Source organism: Bacillus sp. V2I10, from assembly GCF_030817055.1.
Lineage (GTDB): Bacteria > Bacillota > Bacilli > Bacillales > Bacillaceae > Bacillus_P.
This window is the reverse complement of record NZ_JAUSYV010000001.1, coordinates 174,023-191,128: the sequence shown is the minus strand read 5'-3', so window position 1 is coordinate 191,128 and position 17,106 is coordinate 174,023. Positions and strand designations below refer to the sequence as shown.

Sequence of the window (17,106 nt, the reverse complement as noted above, 5' to 3'; positions counted from 1 at the left end):
TTCCTCCATTTTCAGGTCAAAACGTGCGATACCTCTTTTTTGTCTAAATATGTTATACTTATGTAAACGAATACAACAAAGGGTGGTTATCATGCTGAAAGAGGAAACAGCTCGTAAAATCGTCGGGAATTTAAAAGAACCTTTTTTACATAGAACCTTAGAAGAATTAAATGCGATTGAAGAAGTTTCGATAAAAGAAGAGAAAAATCATATAAGTATGAAAGTAGCGATTGCCAAAACTGGTACATCTGAACAAATGCAGCTGCAGCAGGAGATCGTTGCTAAGCTGAAGGAAGCAGGGGCTGCAACAGTTGGTCTCCGTTTCACAGAGCTGCCTCAAGAAGTAATTGCGAAATATCAAACAGCAAAGCCTGAAGATCCTTCCTTGCTCACTGAAGGAAAGCAGCCGACATTTATCGCGATAGCAAGCGGAAAAGGCGGCGTCGGAAAATCTACCGTATCGGTTAATTTAGCAGTAGCATTAGCTCGCTTAGGCAAGAAAGTCGGGTTAATTGATGCGGATATTTATGGATTCAGTGTTCCTGATATGATGGGAATCACCAAAAGACCGGTTGTAAGGGGAGAAAGAATCATCCCTGTTGAGCGGTTCGGTGTTCAAGTTATTTCAATGGGATTTTTCGTTGAAGATAATGCTCCGGTCATTTGGAGAGGTCCTATGCTTGGAAAAATGCTCAACAACTTCTTTCAGGAAGTAGAGTGGGGAGATCTGGATTATCTGCTGCTTGATCTGCCTCCGGGTACTGGCGATGTTGCACTCGATGTGCATGCTATGCTTCCGTCATGTAAAGAAATCATCGTGACAACTCCTCATCCGACAGCTGCATTTGTAGCGGCTAGAGCGGGTGCTATGGCTCTTAGAACCGAGCATGAGGTAATCGGAGTAGTTGAAAATATGTCTTACTTTGAAAGCAAGCTCACTGGAGAAAAAGAATATGTATTTGGCAAAGGCGGAGGAGAAAAGCTTGCGGATGAACTTGATGTGCCTGTGCTTGGAAATATTCCGCTGCAGCAGCCGGACTGGAACGAAGAAGACTTTGCTCCATCGGTTTATGCGAAAGATCACCCTACAGGTGAGATTTACTTAGGTATTGCCAAGAAGGTTACAGAACTTGTGCCTGTGAGTGTATAAAGGAAAAGCGCCAAGTGATTGGCGCTTTTCTCTTTTTTGAGATTTACGGGAATTATTGACCGCCTTCTCCAGTTTCACCTTGACCGCCTTGCTCTGCTTGCTGACCGCCGCTTCCTTGTCCGCCGCCTTGCTGATTCATTTCTTTAGCAGCTTTTAGAAGGGTTTCTTCCATTTTTGTTTTGAAAAGCGGGCTATTAATGGTTTCTGTAATCACTTGCTGAAGATGCTTGCGGAATTCTTGACTTTGAAGCACCTTTACCGTTTGTTTTTCCATTTCGGGATTTTGAAGGACTCCAATAAGCATTTCTTGATACTCAGGGTCTTTCATTAAGCCCTTGATTACTTTTTCATGCTCCGTCTGCAGGCTTTTGGCGAAGCTTTCACTGAACTTTGGATCTTCAAAGGTTTTTTTCCAGAATTCCGCTCCTTTTTCAGATGTCAGTGTTTTAGAAATGGTATCTGAGACAACTTTTTGATCCATGATCAAATTTTGCTTCATGTCATCATTTTTCAAAATTTCCTGGATCGCTTTTTTTCCATCATCAGTCTTTAATATATCAACAACCATCTTTTTTGTTTCTTCATAATCCTGTTGTCCTGCGGGCTGGTCATTTGGAGAACAGCTTGCGAGGAAGGAACAGATGGCTATTAGTGTAAATAATGAGAGCAACCTTCGCTTTTTCATCTGTGCAAAGCTCCTTTCATTTTCAAGTTGCCTATTTTTAATATGAATTATCTAAAGCTTTTTATACTGGTAATTAAAATAGCTTTTTTAGAAAGACATTGGTAAAATTTCATGAGTAGATTACATATTGGGGGAAACTGCATTGAACAGTAGAAATTGGGTCCGTTTGTTTTTGACGACTTTGCTTGTCGGGGGCATTAGTACAAGCATTGTCGGTTTTGCATTAAGGTGGGGAGAGTATCAGAAATTTTTCACATCTTTTGATCTTGTTGAAATCCTCTCCATTTTATTTTGGCTGATCGGTGTAGGTTTTATTTTCAGTATTATTAGCCAAATGGGCTTTTTTGCGTATTTAACGATCCACCGCTTTGGTCTTGGCATTTTCAGAACAGCAGCCTTATGGAATGCGATTCAAATCGTGCTGATTTTGTTTGTGGTGTTTGATTTGATTTATTTCCGCTACCAGCTTTTCGCGGCAGAAGGCGAATCCATTCTGTCATATATCCTTCTCGCATTATTCCTGGTCATTTTTGGCCTGGCTGTAGCATATATCAAGATGAAGCAAACCAATAAAATGGCGTTCATCCCGGCTTTATTCTTTATGATTGTCGTTACAGCTGTCGAATGGGTCCCTGCTCTCCGTGTAAATGAAGGAGACTGGCTGTATCTCATGCTCATTCCGCTTCTCATATGCAATGCGTATCAGCTTTTGTTATTAACTAAATTATCTCAAGTCAAAAAAGCTAAGCCTATGTGAGCTTAGCTTTTTTTCTATGATTCGGCATTAATTATTTAACTTCTGTTGATTTCGCATTTCCATTAGCAATTAATTCAGCTATTGATACATTCTTTAATCCTTTTTGTTTCAGGCCGTCAACAATTTGGGGAATTGCTTTTTGTGTTTGCTTAGCGGAGTCCGATGCATGCAGCAGGATAATGTCCCCGCCTTGAACGCTGTCATTCACGTTCTTAACAATGGCATCTACACCGGGATTTTTCCAATCATCTGAGTCAACACTGTAATGGACAACTGTATATCCGTATCTTTCGGCAATAGTAAGAATTTCTTCATTGAAATTGCCTGTTGGCGGTCTGAGAAGTTTAATATCCTTAAGACCGAGCTCATTAAATACATCCTGTGCCATGAGAATGTCCCGGCGTATATCCTCAGCCTCCAAAGCAGTGTAATTTTTATAGGCATAACCCATGCTTCCCACCTGGTGTCCGTCCTTCACAATTTGTTTGACGATTTCAGGATGACGTTCTGCCCATGCTGCAGAGAGGAAGAAGGTTGCATTCGTAATGCCGTTATTTTTCAATGTATCAAGAATGGGCTTTGCCTTTTCGTCGCCCCAGCTGATATCAAATGTTAAAGACACTTTATTTTCCTTCTCCTCACCCCTGAAAACAGCTTTAGGTCCATCTGCGGTTGAGAAAACAGGGAATTGCATAACGTTTTCTATATATAAAATCCCGGCTGTAAAAAGCGCAGCTATTACAATAATGATAAGTTGCTTGATCTTTTTAACATGTAAAACGTAAAAATTGTTCATCCTCATCAACCCCGTCCCAATGTTCTTGTCTCATATGTATGCCAAGCTGTTAATAATATGATTAGAAAAATACACGTTGTGCAATAATGATAAAACTTAGGCAGCTTAGAGGAGGATCATATGTCAAAAGGATTCATTTTTAATGATAAAGAAGCACAAGAAATGGAACTGCTGGTCGAACAGGAATTATCAATTATCAGCAATATACTGATAGATGAGAATCTGACATTTGTTCAAAAAAGATCTCTCTTAGAAAAAAGAGAACTCCTCAGTAATTTGTACAAAATTATCAGCGGGAAATTCGATCAGCATTTAAATAAAAATATTAAATAATTTCTATTGACCATGGTTTGAATAAATGTTATATTATTATTCGTCGCTCAGAAACAATTTGAATTTGAAATAACGAAAAAATAATTTCAAAAGGTTGTTGACACAGCGATAGTGACCATGTTAAATTATATAAGCCGTCACCACTGATGACGGAAATGATCTTTGAAAACTAAACAAAACCAAAAGCGTACCAAACGTTTTAAATTTTTGAAGTCAGCAACAAATTGAGTCACAAATTTTCTTCGGAGAGTTTGATCCTGGCTCAGGACGAACGCTGGCGGCGTGCCTAATACATGCAAGTCGAGCGGACCTCTTAGGAGGTCAGCGGCGGACGGGTGAGTAACACGTGGGCAACCTGCCTGTAAGACTGGGATAACTCCGGGAAACCGGAGCTAATACCGGATAGTATCTTGAACCGCATGGTTCAAGTTGGAAAGACGGTTTCGGCTGTCACTTACAGATGGGCCCGCGGCGCATTAGCTAGTTGGTGAGGTAATGGCTCACCAAGGCAACGATGCGTAGCCGACCTGAGAGGGTGATCGGCCACACTGGGACTGAGACACGGCCCAGACTCCTACGGGAGGCAGCAGTAGGGAATCTTCCGCAATGGACGAAAGTCTGACGGAGCAACGCCGCGTGAGTGATGAAGGTTTTCGGATCGTAAAACTCTGTTGTTAGGGAAGAACAAGTGCGAGAGTAACTGCTCGCACCTTGACGGTACCTAACCAGAAAGCCACGGCTAACTACGTGCCAGCAGCCGCGGTAATACGTAGGTGGCAAGCGTTGTCCGGAATTATTGGGCGTAAAGCGCGCGCAGGCGGTTTCTTAAGTCTGATGTGAAAGCCCCCGGCTCAACCGGGGAGGGTCATTGGAAACTGGGAAACTTGAGTGCAGAAGAGGAGAGTGGAATTCCACGTGTAGCGGTGAAATGCGTAGAGATGTGGAGGAACACCAGTGGCGAAGGCGACTCTCTGGTCTGTAACTGACGCTGAGGCGCGAAAGCGTGGGGAGCGAACAGGATTAGATACCCTGGTAGTCCACGCCGTAAACGATGAGTGCTAAGTGTTAGAGGGTTTCCGCCCTTTAGTGCTGCAGCTAACGCATTAAGCACTCCGCCTGGGGAGTACGGTCGCAAGACTGAAACTCAAAGGAATTGACGGGGGCCCGCACAAGCGGTGGAGCATGTGGTTTAATTCGAAGCAACGCGAAGAACCTTACCAGGTCTTGACATCCTTTGCCACTTCTAGAGATAGAAGGTTCCCCTTCGGGGGACAAAGTGACAGGTGGTGCATGGTTGTCGTCAGCTCGTGTCGTGAGATGTTGGGTTAAGTCCCGCAACGAGCGCAACCCTTGATCTTAGTTGCCAGCATTCAGTTGGGCACTCTAAGGTGACTGCCGGTGACAAACCGGAGGAAGGTGGGGATGACGTCAAATCATCATGCCCCTTATGACCTGGGCTACACACGTGCTACAATGGATGGTACAAAGGGCTGCGAGACCGCGAGGTTTAGCCAATCCCATAAAACCATTCTCAGTTCGGATTGCAGGCTGCAACTCGCCTGCATGAAGCTGGAATCGCTAGTAATCGCGGATCAGCATGCCGCGGTGAATACGTTCCCGGGCCTTGTACACACCGCCCGTCACACCACGAGAGTTTGCAACACCCGAAGTCGGTGGGGTAACCGCAAGGAGCCAGCCGCCTAAGGTGGGGTAGATGATTGGGGTGAAGTCGTAACAAGGTAGCCGTATCGGAAGGTGCGGCTGGATCACCTCCTTTCTAAGGATATATGAGGACGCTTTTGGTTTTTGTTTAGTTTTGAGAGATCATTCTCTCTATGATAGAAGACAAATCAACTGATTTGTCAGTTGTTCTTTGAAAACTAGATAACGTAATTGATAACAAGTAATTCACTGAGATTTACGCTTACCATAATTAGTGATTTTCTAGACATTTATGTCTAAACAAACAACGAAATGCGAAACGCATCTGATGATGCGATTGACCATTTAGGTTAAGTTATGAAGGGCGCACGGTGGATGCCTTGGCACTAGGAGCCGATGAAGGACGGGACTAACACCGATATGCTTTGGGGAGCTGTAAGTAAGCTTTGATCCAGAGATTTCCGAATGGGGAAACCCACTGTTCGTAATGGAACAGTATCTTTATCTGAATACATAGGATAATGAAGGCAGACCCGGGGAACTGAAACATCTAAGTACCCGGAGGAAGAGAAAGCAAACGCGATTTCCCAAGTAGCGGCGAGCGAAACGGAATTAGCCCAAACCAAGAGGCTTGCCTCTTGGGGTTGTAGGACACTCTATACGGAGTTACAAAGGAACGGGGTAGATGAAGCGACCTGGAAAGGTCCGTCAGAGAAGGTAATAACCCTGTAGTCGAAACTTCGTTCCCTCCAGAGTGGATCCTGAGTACGGCGGGACACGAGAAATCCCGTCGGAAGCAGGGAGGACCATCTCCCAAGGCTAAATACTCCCTAGTGACCGATAGTGAACCAGTACCGTGAGGGAAAGGTGAAAAGCACCCCGGAAGGGGAGTGAAAAGATCCTGAAACCGTGTGCTTACAAGTAGTCAGAGCCCGTTAATGGGTGATGGCGTGCCTTTTGTAGAATGAACCGGCGAGTTACGATCCCGTGCAAGGTTAAGTTGATGAGACGGAGCCGCAGCGAAAGCGAGTCTGAATAGGGCGTTTCAGTACGTGGTCGTAGACCCGAAACCAGGTGATCTACCCATGTCCAGGGTGAAGTTCAGGTAACACTGAATGGAGGCCCGAACCCACGCACGTTGAAAAGTGCGGGGATGAGGTGTGGGTAGCGGAGAAATTCCAATCGAACCTGGAGATAGCTGGTTCTCTCCGAAATAGCTTTAGGGCTAGCCTCAAGTATGAGAGTCTTGGAGGTAGAGCACTGATTGGACTAGGGGCCCTCATCGGGTTACCGAATTCAGTCAAACTCCGAATGCCAAAGACTTGCTCCTTGGGAGTCAGACTGCGAGTGATAAGATCCGTAGTCAAGAGGGAAACAGCCCAGACCACCAGCTAAGGTCCCAAAGTATACGTTAAGTGGAAAAGGATGTGGAGTTGCTTAGACAACCAGGATGTTGGCTTAGAAGCAGCCACCATTTAAAGAGTGCGTAATAGCTCACTGGTCGAGTGACTCTGCGCCGAAAATGTACCGGGGCTAAATGTATCACCGAAGCTGTGGACTGTTCTTACGAACAGTGGTAGGAGAGCGTTCTAAGGGCGTTGAAGCTAGACCGTAAGGACTGGTGGAGCGCTTAGAAGTGAGAATGCCGGTATGAGTAGCGAAAGAGGGGTGAGAATCCCCTCCACCGAATGCCTAAGGTTTCCTGAGGAAGGCTCGTCCGCTCAGGGTTAGTCGGGACCTAAGCCGAGGCCGAAAGGCGTAGGCGATGGACAACAGGTTGATATTCCTGTACCACCTCCTCACCATTTGAGCAATGGGGGGACGCAGGAGGATAGGGCAAGCGCGCTGTTGGATATGCGCGTCCAAGCAGTTAGGCTGAGAAGTAGGCAAATCCGCTTCTCATATAAGGCTGAGCTGTGATGGCGAGGGAAATTTAGTACCGAAGTTCCTGATTCCACACTGCCAAGAAAAGCCTCTAGCGAGGTGAGAGGTGCCCGTACCGCAAACCGACACAGGTAGGCGAGGAGAGAATCCTAAGGTGAGCGAGAGAACTCTCGTTAAGGAACTCGGCAAAATGACCCCGTAACTTCGGGAGAAGGGGTGCTTTTTAGGGTTCATAGCCCTGAAAAGCCGCAGTGAATAGGCCCAGGCGACTGTTTAGCAAAAACACAGGTCTCTGCGAAGCCGCAAGGCGAAGTATAGGGGCTGACGCCTGCCCGGTGCTGGAAGGTTAAGAGGAGAGGTTAGCGCAAGCGAAGCTTTGAATTGAAGCCCCAGTAAACGGCGGCCGTAACTATAACGGTCCTAAGGTAGCGAAATTCCTTGTCGGGTAAGTTCCGACCCGCACGAAAGGCGTAACGATCTGGGCACTGTCTCAACGAGAGACTCGGTGAAATTATAGTACCTGTGAAGATGCAGGTTACCCGCGACAGGACGGAAAGACCCCGTGGAGCTTTACTGTAGCCTGATATTGAATTTTGGTACAGCTTGTACAGGATAGGTAGGAGCCTTGGAAGCCGGAGCGCCAGCTTCGGTGGAGGCATTGGTGGGATACTACCCTTGCTGTATTGAAATTCTAACCCACAGCCCTGATCGGGCTGGGAGACAGTGTCAGGTGGGCAGTTTGACTGGGGCGGTCGCCTCCTAAAATGTAACGGAGGCGCCCAAAGGTTCCCTCAGAATGGTTGGAAATCATTCGCAGAGTGTAAAGGCACAAGGGAGCTTGACTGCGAGACCTACAAGTCGAGCAGGGACGAAAGTCGGGCTTAGTGATCCGGTGGTTCCGCATGGAAGGGCCATCGCTCAACGGATAAAAGCTACCCCGGGGATAACAGGCTTATCTCCCCCAAGAGTCCACATCGACGGGGAGGTTTGGCACCTCGATGTCGGCTCATCGCATCCTGGGGCTGTAGTCGGTCCCAAGGGTTGGGCTGTTCGCCCATTAAAGCGGTACGCGAGCTGGGTTCAGAACGTCGTGAGACAGTTCGGTCCCTATCCGTCGTGGGCGCAGGAAATTTGAGAGGAGCTGTCCTTAGTACGAGAGGACCGGGATGGACGCACCGCTGGTGTACCAGTTGTCTTGCCAAAGGCATCGCTGGGTAGCTATGTGCGGAAGGGATAAGTGCTGAAAGCATCTAAGCATGAAGCCCCCCTCAAGATGAGATTTCCCATCACGCAAGTGAGTAAGAACCCTGAAAGATGATCAGGTTGATAGGTCTGAGGTGGAAGCGCGGTGACGTGTGGAGCTGACAGATACTAATCGTTCGAGGACTTAACCACAGTCTAATATGTGTAAATGTAAGTGAATCTTGTTATCAAACGTTATTTAGTTTTGAAAGAATAACTTCTTTCAAAAAAACACTTGAAATCTTCTGATTTCATAGTATAATAATTTTTGTCATTATGTCTGGTGATGATGGCGAAGAGGTCACACCCGTTCCCATGCCGAACACGGAAGTTAAGCTCTTCAGCGCCGATGGTAGTTGGGGGTTTCCCCCTGCGAGAGTAGGACGTCGCCAGGCTAGCATTATTCCGCAGTAGCTCAGTGGTAGAGCTATCGGCTGTTAACCGATCGGTCGTAGGTTCGAGTCCTACCTGCGGAGCCTTGCTTCCATAGCTCAGTCGGTAGAGCACTTCCATGGTAAGGAAGAGGTCATCGGTTCAAGCCCGGTTGGGAGCTTACATTAAACTAATAAAACGGCCCGTTGGTCAAGCGGTTAAGACACCGCCCTTTCACGGCGGTAACACGGGTTCGAATCCCGTACGGGTCACCATTCAAACGTAAGTCTTATTATGTGAAATATCACACAATCTTTTATGCGGAGGATTAGCTCAGCTGGGAGAGCATCTGCCTTACAAGCAGAGGGTCGGCGGTTCGAGCCCGTCATCCTCCACCATTAAGACATTGCAGCAGACGACTTTAAAAAGCGAATAAACAGTATTGTATTTCTCACTTAATATGCCGGTGTAGCTCAATTGGTAGAGCAACTGACTTGTAATCAGTAGGTTGGGGGTTCAAGTCCTCTTGCCGGCACCACTTATGTGTGGAGGGGTAGCGAAGTGGCTAAACGCGGCGGACTGTAAATCCGCTCCCTCCGGGTTCGGCGGTTCGAATCCGTCCCCCTCCACCACTTTATTTAGACAAACTTAACTGAATAGTTCTTGTCTAGACTGTAAATAATATGTTTAGTTGACATAAACCTTTTTACGGTCAATTAGAATTTTATAGAATACATACATAATTGATGGGCTATAGCCAAGCGGTAAGGCAACGGACTTTGACTCCGTCATGCGCTGGTTCGAATCCAGCTAGCCCAGCCATTCTTTGTGCCATTAGCTCAGTCGGTAGAGCATCTGACTTTTAATCAGAGGGTCGAAGGTTCGAGTCCTTCATGGCACACCATTTTTGCGGAAGTAGTTCAGTGGTAGAACACCACCTTGCCAAGGTGGGGGTCGCGGGTTCGAATCCCGTCTTCCGCTCCAGAACTTCTTTTTTATATCGGGGCCTTAGCTCAGCTGGGAGAGCGCCTGCCTTGCACGCAGGAGGTCAGCGGTTCGATCCCGCTAGGCTCCATCATAAGTACCCTGTAAAAACCGTTAGACTTTGATGTCTAACGGTTTTTTGTTTAGGAATAATGATTAAAAAATTACATATAGACGTGCTTCATAAAACGTTCGTATCAATATGAATTCTATATCTTATCCTTTATGTTAAAAAAGTTTTCTTTTTGAATATGAGGCTTGCGAGTTGGAGATCAGTTTCCGCAAGTTAAACCATGATTTTTGCGAGTCAGAGATAAGTTTTTACTAATTGAAAACTGGTTTTTACGAGTTGGGGGGGCGGATCTAAATATGAAGTTCAATACACAGCGTAAACTCTTTCATAATTAGCAGCAGCTTTGATTCATAATGGCCAACGGCAGCTAGTAACAGGCATTTTTATATGATTTTTTTATTGAAATTTGAAGTTTGCGAGCCGAAAACCCATTTTTGCGAATTGAACACTGATTCGCTCGAGTCGGTTATAGTCTTTCATTAATTAAAAGCCGGCTATTGCGAGTTAGATAGTTTGCATCCAATTTCGATGTTCAATTCAGATCAGTCATAAAGGTAAAGTGGAAATCCGAAAAAATAGTCAAATGACCTGGAAATCAGCTGACTCTGCATCATCCTATTACTTATTTTCTACTATTTTGCCAATTATTTTACAGAAAACTCTGTATATATATACACGATTTTGTCGAGTTGAGTCATGACCCTTTTTATCAGTACAATAGAGACAGAGTTTCTTACTAAGGGGGATGATTTACATGAAAGAAAGAATATCAATTATCGGGGTACCAATGGATTTAGGACAAATGCGCCGAGGTGTGGACATGGGGCCTAGTGCTATCAGATACGCAGGGGTTGTAGAAAGACTTGAGTGGCTGCAATATGAGATTGAAGATAAAGGTGATATTAAAATTGGACGTCCAAACCGTGAAGAGGATAGCTCTTCGTTAAATAATTTAAGAAATTTGAAAGCGGTGTCAGAAGGCAATTTAAAGCTTTCTGAACAAGTTGACGAAGTGATTCAATCTGGTTCGTTTCCACTGGTGCTTGGCGGAGACCACAGTATTGCCATCGGAACACTCGCAGGAGTTTCAAAGCATTATAAAGAACTTGGTGTAATCTGGTATGATGCACATGGAGATCTCAACACAGGCGACACTTCACCGTCAGGCAATATTCATGGGATGCCGCTTGCTGTAAGTATCGGCATCGGCGATGAAACGCTAACGAGAATTGGAGGCTACACTCCTAAAGTGAAGCCGGAAAATATTGTGATTATCGGTGCCCGTTCCCTTGATGAGGGTGAAAAGGAATTAATTAAGGAAAAAGGCATTAAAGTATATACAATGCATGAGATTGACCGTCTTGGCATGACTAAGGTAATGGAGGAAACCATTCAATATTTGAAAGAGCGTACTGACGGTGTCCACTTGTCCCTCGATTTAGATGGACTTGATCCGCACGATGCTCCAGGAGTCGGCACACCGGTTATCGGAGGTATTAGCTACAGAGAAAGTCATTTAGCGATGGAGATGCTTGCAGAATCAGATATCATCACTTCTGCTGAGTTTGTTGAAGTAAATCCTATCTTAGATGAAAAGAACAAAACAGCTACAGTAGCAGTAGCTCTGATGGGTTCTTTATTCGGCGAAAAGCTCCTTTAATTTTTTAAAAAAGACACAGTTTATAAACTGTGTCTTTTATTTAAGAAAAATTTAAGGTAAACATATTAAAAAGCCATCTACAGACAACCTAAAATTTGTTAAAATATTTTTATGCGGAAAAAATGAAACCTTTTATACGGCTTATACGTAATAAGGGGAACCCGCACTTGCGCGGGGGTAAGGGGTATCATGGAGACGATCGTAAAAAATAGGATTAAACAAGTTAAAAAGGGCGACCAGAATGCTTTTGCCGAAATCGTAGATATATATAAAGACAAAATTTATCAGCTTTGCTACCGCATGCTCGGGAACTCCCATGAGGCGGAGGATATAGCCCAGGAAGCGTTTATCCGGGCTTATGTGAATATTAATAGCTATGACATGGATAAGAAGTTCTCTACGTGGCTGTATCGCATTGCGACAAATTTAACGATTGATCGAATCAGAAAGAAAAAACCGGATTATTACCTTGATGCCGAAGTGACAGGAACGGAAGGGTTAACGATGTATTCTCAAGTAGCAGCTGATGTAGCTCTGCCCGAGGATCAAGTGGAAACAATGGAGCTTCAGCAAATGATTCAAAAAGAAATTTTAAAGCTCCCCGATAAATATCGTACTGTCATCGTATTAAAGTATATTGATGAGCTTTCTTTAATTGAAATCAGTGAAATTCTAGATATGCCGATCGGTACGGTGAAAACAAGAATTCACAGAGGACGAGAAGCGCTGAGGAAGCAATTAAGGCATTTATGATTTGAGGTGATAAGGTTGAAGTGTTCAGAACAAATGAAAGAACGGATCCATCAATATTTGGATCATGATATAAAGCAGCAAGATGAGCAAATCTTGAAAGAGCACCTTCAGTCATGCGCGGACTGCACGCAGCACCTGCATGAGCTTGAGAAGTCAATCGCCCTGGTTCAGAGTACATCTCATATTGAGGCTCCGATGGATTTTACTCAAGCCATCATGGATCGTCTGCCCAAAGAAAAGAAAACGGTTGGTGTCAACAGATGGCTGAAGGGTCATCCATTGTTGGCTGCTGCTTCTCTTTTCGTGTTATTGATGACAGGCAGTTTATTTTCTTCCTGGTCAACTGATTCAGATTTCAGTGTTTCAAAGCAGCCTAATTTGGTTGTTGAGAATACTACGGTTACCGTTCCTGAAGGTGAGACTGTTGAGGGAGATGTAACGGTTAAAGGCGGAACGATCAATATTGAAGGCAAAGTTGAAGGAAACGTCACGGTAATTAACGGAGAGAAGTATATGGCTTCTGCCGGACAGGTGACAGGTGATGTTGAAGAGATCAATGAGGCTTTTGAGTGGATTTGGTATCAAATGAAATCTCTTTCCAAAGAGGTCGTCGCCATATTTAAGTAAAAGGTCACCTTTTGTATAAGGGGCCTTTTTTGTGCTGTACCACGCTTGAGATACTGGCTAAAAGATAAACCGGTATTTTTTGCGGAAGTCTTATCTGCCGGCCTGCGCTTTACTTACGTGAGTACAATACGGTTTAATTGCAGAATATATGGTATAATATCGTAGTTATAGTCCTATGCAAATGACTAAAACTGATGGAGGAAGAGAATATGGCATTTGAGGAATTTCCACTACTGCATTACCTCGGCATCGCCGTTGATATTCTCCTGGTTTGGTTCGTTATATATAAGTTGATTATGGTGATACGGGGAACGAAGGCCGTTCAGCTGCTGAAAGGCATTATCGTTATTATTCTCGTTCGTACACTCAGCCAGTACTTAGGGCTGCAGACCTTGCAATGGCTCATGGACCAAGCATTAACATGGGGTTTTCTTGCGATCATTATTATTTTCCAGCCTGAGCTGCGAAGGGCGCTAGAGCAACTGGGCAGAGGAAAATTATTCTCAAGAAGCGGAGCTCCAGAGGAGGAAGAACAACAAAAAATAATCGATGCCATCATAAAAGCAACAGATTATATGGCAAAACGAAGAATTGGCGCTTTAGTTACGATTGAAAAAGAAACAGGGATGAGTGATTACATAGAAACGGGCATACCGCTTCATTCAGCTCTCTCTTCTGAGCTTTTAATTAATATCTTTATCCCGAATACTCCGCTTCACGATGGAGCTGTTATTCTCCAGAAAAATCAGATTGCTGCGGCAGCATGTTATCTGCCTCTTTCCGAAAGTCCTTTTATTTCAAAAGAATTAGGGACAAGGCACCGGGCAGCAGTTGGGATCAGTGAAGTAACCGATAGCATTACGATAGTCGTTTCTGAAGAAACGGGCAGTATTTCTGTGACCAGAAACGGAGAGCTTCACAGAAATCTAACCGTTGAAGCTTTAAGTGAAATCTTGGTTTCCGAATTTGGAAAGCAGGCAAAGGTCACTTCCTCAAACCTATGGCAGTGGAGGGGGAAGAAAAATGGATAAGATGATTAATAATCATTGGGTAATGAGAATAATTGCACTGTTGATGGCGCTCATTCTTTATGTATCTGTTAATATCGAAACGCCTGCTCCGAAAAAACAGCCGGGGCCAGTAACATCCGTATTTCCATCTGCGCCGTCTGAGTCTGCAAAAGACACAGAAACAATTCCCGATGTTGAAGTGAAAACGTATTTGGATCAAGAAGATATTATTGTGACAGGAGTGCCTGAAACAGTAGCTGTTACGCTAAGCGGGCCAACTAATTCACTATTAAAGGCAAAGCAGCTTAAAGATTTTGAAATTTATGCTGAGCTCTCGGATCTGTCCATCGGCTCACACCGGGTTCAATTAAAGCATAAGAATATAGCAGATAATCTTGAAGTGAAGTTGAACCCTTCCATTATCACTGTAAATGTGGAGGAGAAAGTTACCCGGGATTTTCCGGTACAAGTGGATTTTATAAATAAAGACCAGATTGAAACTGGTTATACCGCACAGGATCCAATTGTTAAACCGAGTGTTGTAAGAGTAACCGGATCTAAAACTCTTATTGACAGCATTGCTCTGATCAAGTCGAGGGTGAATCTGCAAAATGCTAATGAAACCATTGAGCAGGAATCAAAGGTCACGGTATATGACGGCGACGGAAACATCCTGCCTTTAGAGGTCTACCCTTCGGTTGTTGATGTGACAGTGCCGATTACAAGTCCAAGCAAGAAACTTCCTTTTAAGCTTAAGAATGAAGGCGAGCTTGGAGAAGGATTAAGCATCTCAAACATTGAAGCAGTGCCGAACGAAGTGACCATATACGGACCGCTGGATGTGATTGATCCGCTTGAATTTATAGATGGGGTAACAGTAGATTTAAGCAAAATCAAAGATGATACCGTTCTGGATGTAGATATTCCTGTACCTGACGGAGTAACAAAAGTAAGTCCCGAAAAAATCCAAATTAAAGTTGACGTTGAAAAAGAAGAAGAAAAAATACTTGAGAATCTGCCTGTTAATATCCGGGGTTTAGGGGAAGGGAAGATTATTCAGTTCCTTGAGCCGGAATCTGAAGAGCTCGATTTAAGCGTTGTTGGAGCACCTAGTGTATTGACGAATATTAAGCCGTCTGATCTTGAATTATTTATTAATGTGACAGATCTGTCGGACGGAGAGCATGTTGTTAAGGTAGAAGTGAATGGGCCGCAGGATATTAAATGGACCCTTCCTGTAGATGAAGTAAAAGTAAAAATTTCTTCTAAGCAATCGTGATGATTGAAACTGTCTAAAGGAGCGATAAAAGAATGGGAAAGTATTTTGGAACAGATGGAGTAAGAGGCGTTGCAAATAGTGAATTAACACCTGAATTAGCGTTTAAAATCGGTCGTTTTGGAGGTTACGTATTAACAAAAAATGCGAACCGTCCAAAAGTGTTAATCGGAAGAGATACACGTATTTCAGGTCATATGCTAGAAGGTGCGCTAGTTGCAGGATTGCTCTCTATCGGTGCTGAGGTGATGCGTTTAGGAGTGATTTCAACACCTGGTGTTTCATATTTAACAAAGGCTCTTGGAGCACAAGCGGGTGTTATGATTTCTGCCTCACATAATCCTGTTCAAGATAACGGAATTAAATTCTTTGGTCCTGACGGTTTTAAATTGTCAGATGAGCAGGAATTAGAAATAGAAAGTTTAATGGATCAGGAACAAGACTCACTGCCAAGACCTGTTGGCGCTGACCTGGGACAAGTTAATGACTATTTCGAAGGCGGTCAGAAATATCTTCAATTCCTGAAACAAACAGTAGACGAAGATTTTACAGGCATCCACGTTGCACTTGACTGTGCACATGGTGCTACATCTTCTCTTGCAACGCACTTGTTTGCAGATCTTGATGCCGATGTTTCAACTATGGGCACAACTCCAAATGGATTGAATATTAATGATGGTGTAGGTTCTACACATCCAGAAGCATTAGCCGGTTTCCTTATGGAAAAAGGCGCCGATGTCGGGCTTGCTTTTGACGGTGATGGAGACCGACTGATTGCTGTTGATGAAAAAGGTCAAATCGTTGATGGCGATCAAATCATGTTTATTTGTGCAAAATTCCTTAATGAGCATGGAAGATTGAAAAAAGAAACAGTTGTCTCTACAATCATGAGCAACCTTGGTTTTTATAAAGCAATTGAAGCAAACAACATGAAGAGTTCTCAAACGGCTGTAGGAGACCGTTATGTTGTGGAAGAAATGAAAAAAGGGGATTATAATCTTGGCGGCGAGCAGTCTGGCCATATTATCTTCCTTGATCACAATACAACGGGTGATGGTCTGCTTACAGCCATTCAATTAGTGAATATCATGAAAGTGACTGGCAAGCCGTTATCCGAGCTTGCAGCTGAAATGAAAAAGTTCCCTCAATTGCTTATTAATGTGAAGGTAACGGATAAGCATAAGGTAACGGACAACATGAAAGTGAAGCAGGTCATTGCAGAAGTAGAGAGTGAAATGAATGGAGACGGACGCATTCTTGTCCGTCCTTCAGGCACAGAGCCTCTTGTACGTGTAATGGCAGAAGCTCCAACAGCCGAATTATGCGAGAAGTATGTTACGCGCATCGTTGCTGTAGTGAAAGAAGAAATGGGAACGGAATAAAGCAAATGCGGGTCTGCCGATAAGGCAGGCCCTTTTTCTATTTTCCTCAAAAATAATTATCGTGAATATGCCGCAATTCTCACCTGCTTTAATTTAACTGAATTTCACAGTCATAAACCTGATGGAACAAGTCGAATACTATAACCATACCTCATTGTTTCTTGTCTTTTTATCTTCAACGCAGCTGGGCAGTGCTTGACTGCGGAATATTTGAGTTGCTGATGAAATAGGGTAATTCAGTCAAGAACAATCTTTTCAAAAAAACATATACTGAAGAGTGCAGCTTTCTATCCACATTTGCTAAGTACTAATTTGACGATTTGAAGGTTAATATAGTATGATTACTTTTGTGTTTTTATTTTAGAATGGAAAGGGGCATTGTGAGGTTGTATTAATGAAAAGCGCCTGAACTAAGCGGACCGAAAATAGCTTAGTTGACGAGGATGGAGGATTATCGAAA

11 protein-coding genes, 10 tRNA genes and 3 rRNA genes are annotated in these 17,106 nt (G+C 44.0%); 22 read left to right on the top strand and 2 right to left on the bottom strand.

Annotated elements, in window-relative coordinates:
* The first annotated feature begins 91 nt into the window (after nucleotides 1–91).
* Nucleotides 92–1,150: a P-loop NTPase gene (locus QFZ72_RS01005; protein ID WP_307428384.1), complete on the top strand. Its 1,059-nt coding sequence runs from the start codon at nucleotides 92–94 to the stop codon at nucleotides 1,148–1,150.
* A 52-nt stretch (nucleotides 1,151–1,202) separates the two neighbouring features.
* On the opposite strand, the gene gerD is transcribed toward QFZ72_RS01005, so the two are convergent.
* The gene (gene gerD, locus QFZ72_RS01000) at nucleotides 1,203–1,835 is read right to left on the bottom strand and encodes a spore germination lipoprotein GerD (protein ID WP_307428381.1); all 633 of its coding nucleotides are present in this window, start codon (nucleotides 1,833–1,835) and stop codon (nucleotides 1,203–1,205) included.
* A gap of 142 nt (nucleotides 1,836–1,977) precedes the next feature.
* On the opposite strand from gerD, the gene QFZ72_RS00995 reads away from it, so the two are divergent.
* Nucleotides 1,978–2,592, top strand: a complete 615-nt coding sequence (locus QFZ72_RS00995; RefSeq protein ID WP_307428378.1) for a KinB-signaling pathway activation protein — start codon at nucleotides 1,978–1,980, stop codon at nucleotides 2,590–2,592.
* A gap of 31 nt (nucleotides 2,593–2,623) precedes the next feature.
* Here QFZ72_RS00995 and pdaB read toward each other — a convergent pair whose 3' ends face one another.
* Nucleotides 2,624–3,388 (bottom strand): polysaccharide deacetylase family sporulation protein PdaB, encoded by a 765-nt coding sequence (gene pdaB / locus QFZ72_RS00990; RefSeq protein ID WP_307428375.1) that lies wholly within the window; start codon nucleotides 3,386–3,388, stop codon nucleotides 2,624–2,626.
* 120 nt (nucleotides 3,389–3,508) lie between these two features.
* Here pdaB and QFZ72_RS00985 point away from each other — a divergent pair, with 120 nt between their 5' ends.
* The 20 genes from QFZ72_RS00985 (at nucleotide 3,509) to glmM (ending at nucleotide 16,646) form a co-directional block, all read left to right on the top strand.
* Complete coding sequence (locus tag QFZ72_RS00985; protein WP_307428373.1) at nucleotides 3,509–3,721, top strand: hypothetical protein; 213 nt, start codon at nucleotides 3,509–3,511, stop codon at nucleotides 3,719–3,721.
* Between the two features lie 239 nt (nucleotides 3,722–3,960).
* Nucleotides 3,961–5,498 (top strand): 16S ribosomal RNA (locus tag QFZ72_RS00980).
* A gap of 233 nt (nucleotides 5,499–5,731) precedes the next feature.
* Nucleotides 5,732–8,662: ribosomal RNA gene (locus QFZ72_RS00975) — 23S ribosomal RNA — on the top strand.
* 126 nt (nucleotides 8,663–8,788) lie between these two features.
* A 5S ribosomal RNA gene (gene rrf, locus QFZ72_RS00970) occupies nucleotides 8,789–8,904 on the top strand.
* Together the 16S, 23S and 5S rRNA genes with 10 tRNA genes alongside form the textbook arrangement of a ribosomal RNA operon.
* 9 nt (nucleotides 8,905–8,913) lie before the next feature.
* Nucleotides 8,914–8,985: transfer RNA gene (locus QFZ72_RS00965), tRNA-Asn, on the top strand.
* Nucleotides 8,986–8,989: 4 nt separating this feature from the next.
* Nucleotides 8,990–9,062: transfer RNA gene (locus tag QFZ72_RS00960), tRNA-Thr, on the top strand.
* Nucleotides 9,063–9,081: 19 nt separating this feature from the next.
* Nucleotides 9,082–9,156 (top strand) — tRNA-Glu (locus QFZ72_RS00955).
* A gap of 47 nt (nucleotides 9,157–9,203) precedes the next feature.
* Nucleotides 9,204–9,279, top strand: a tRNA-Val gene (locus tag QFZ72_RS00950).
* A 64-nt stretch (nucleotides 9,280–9,343) separates the two neighbouring features.
* A tRNA-Thr gene (locus QFZ72_RS00945) sits at nucleotides 9,344–9,419 on the top strand.
* Nucleotides 9,420–9,428: 9 nt separating this feature from the next.
* A tRNA-Tyr gene (locus tag QFZ72_RS00940) sits at nucleotides 9,429–9,513 on the top strand.
* Nucleotides 9,514–9,628: 115 nt separating this feature from the next.
* Nucleotides 9,629–9,703 (top strand) — tRNA-Gln (locus QFZ72_RS00935).
* Between the two features lie 6 nt (nucleotides 9,704–9,709).
* A tRNA-Lys gene (locus tag QFZ72_RS00930) sits at nucleotides 9,710–9,785 on the top strand.
* Nucleotides 9,786–9,790: 5 nt separating this feature from the next.
* Nucleotides 9,791–9,865, top strand: a tRNA-Gly gene (locus QFZ72_RS00925).
* An 18-nt stretch (nucleotides 9,866–9,883) separates the two neighbouring features.
* Nucleotides 9,884–9,956: transfer RNA gene (locus tag QFZ72_RS00920), tRNA-Ala, on the top strand.
* 736 nt (nucleotides 9,957–10,692) lie between these two features.
* Nucleotides 10,693–11,598, top strand: coding sequence for an arginase (gene rocF, locus QFZ72_RS00915; protein WP_307428370.1), 906 nt, complete (start codon nucleotides 10,693–10,695; stop codon nucleotides 11,596–11,598).
* A gap of 189 nt (nucleotides 11,599–11,787) precedes the next feature.
* Nucleotides 11,788–12,351: an RNA polymerase sigma factor SigW gene (sigW, locus tag QFZ72_RS00910; RefSeq protein ID WP_223438962.1), complete on the top strand. Its 564-nt coding sequence runs from the start codon at nucleotides 11,788–11,790 to the stop codon at nucleotides 12,349–12,351.
* Between the two features lie 33 nt (nucleotides 12,352–12,384).
* A complete protein-coding gene (rsiW, locus tag QFZ72_RS00905) occupies nucleotides 12,385–12,978 on the top strand; it encodes an anti-sigma-W factor RsiW (RefSeq protein ID WP_373464652.1) in 594 nt (197 codons plus the stop codon).
* Between the two features lie 209 nt (nucleotides 12,979–13,187).
* Complete coding sequence (cdaA, locus tag QFZ72_RS00900; RefSeq protein ID WP_307428361.1) at nucleotides 13,188–14,009, top strand: diadenylate cyclase CdaA; 822 nt, start codon at nucleotides 13,188–13,190, stop codon at nucleotides 14,007–14,009.
* The gene (locus QFZ72_RS00895) at nucleotides 14,002–15,267 is read left to right on the top strand and encodes a CdaR family protein (RefSeq protein ID WP_307428360.1); all 1,266 of its coding nucleotides are present in this window, start codon (nucleotides 14,002–14,004) and stop codon (nucleotides 15,265–15,267) included. Before cdaA ends, QFZ72_RS00895 begins: the two co-directional genes overlap by 8 nt.
* A 32-nt stretch (nucleotides 15,268–15,299) precedes the next feature.
* Complete coding sequence (glmM, locus tag QFZ72_RS00890) at nucleotides 15,300–16,646, top strand: phosphoglucosamine mutase (RefSeq protein WP_307428357.1); 1,347 nt, start codon at nucleotides 15,300–15,302, stop codon at nucleotides 16,644–16,646.
* Nucleotides 16,647–17,106 lie beyond the last annotated feature (460 nt).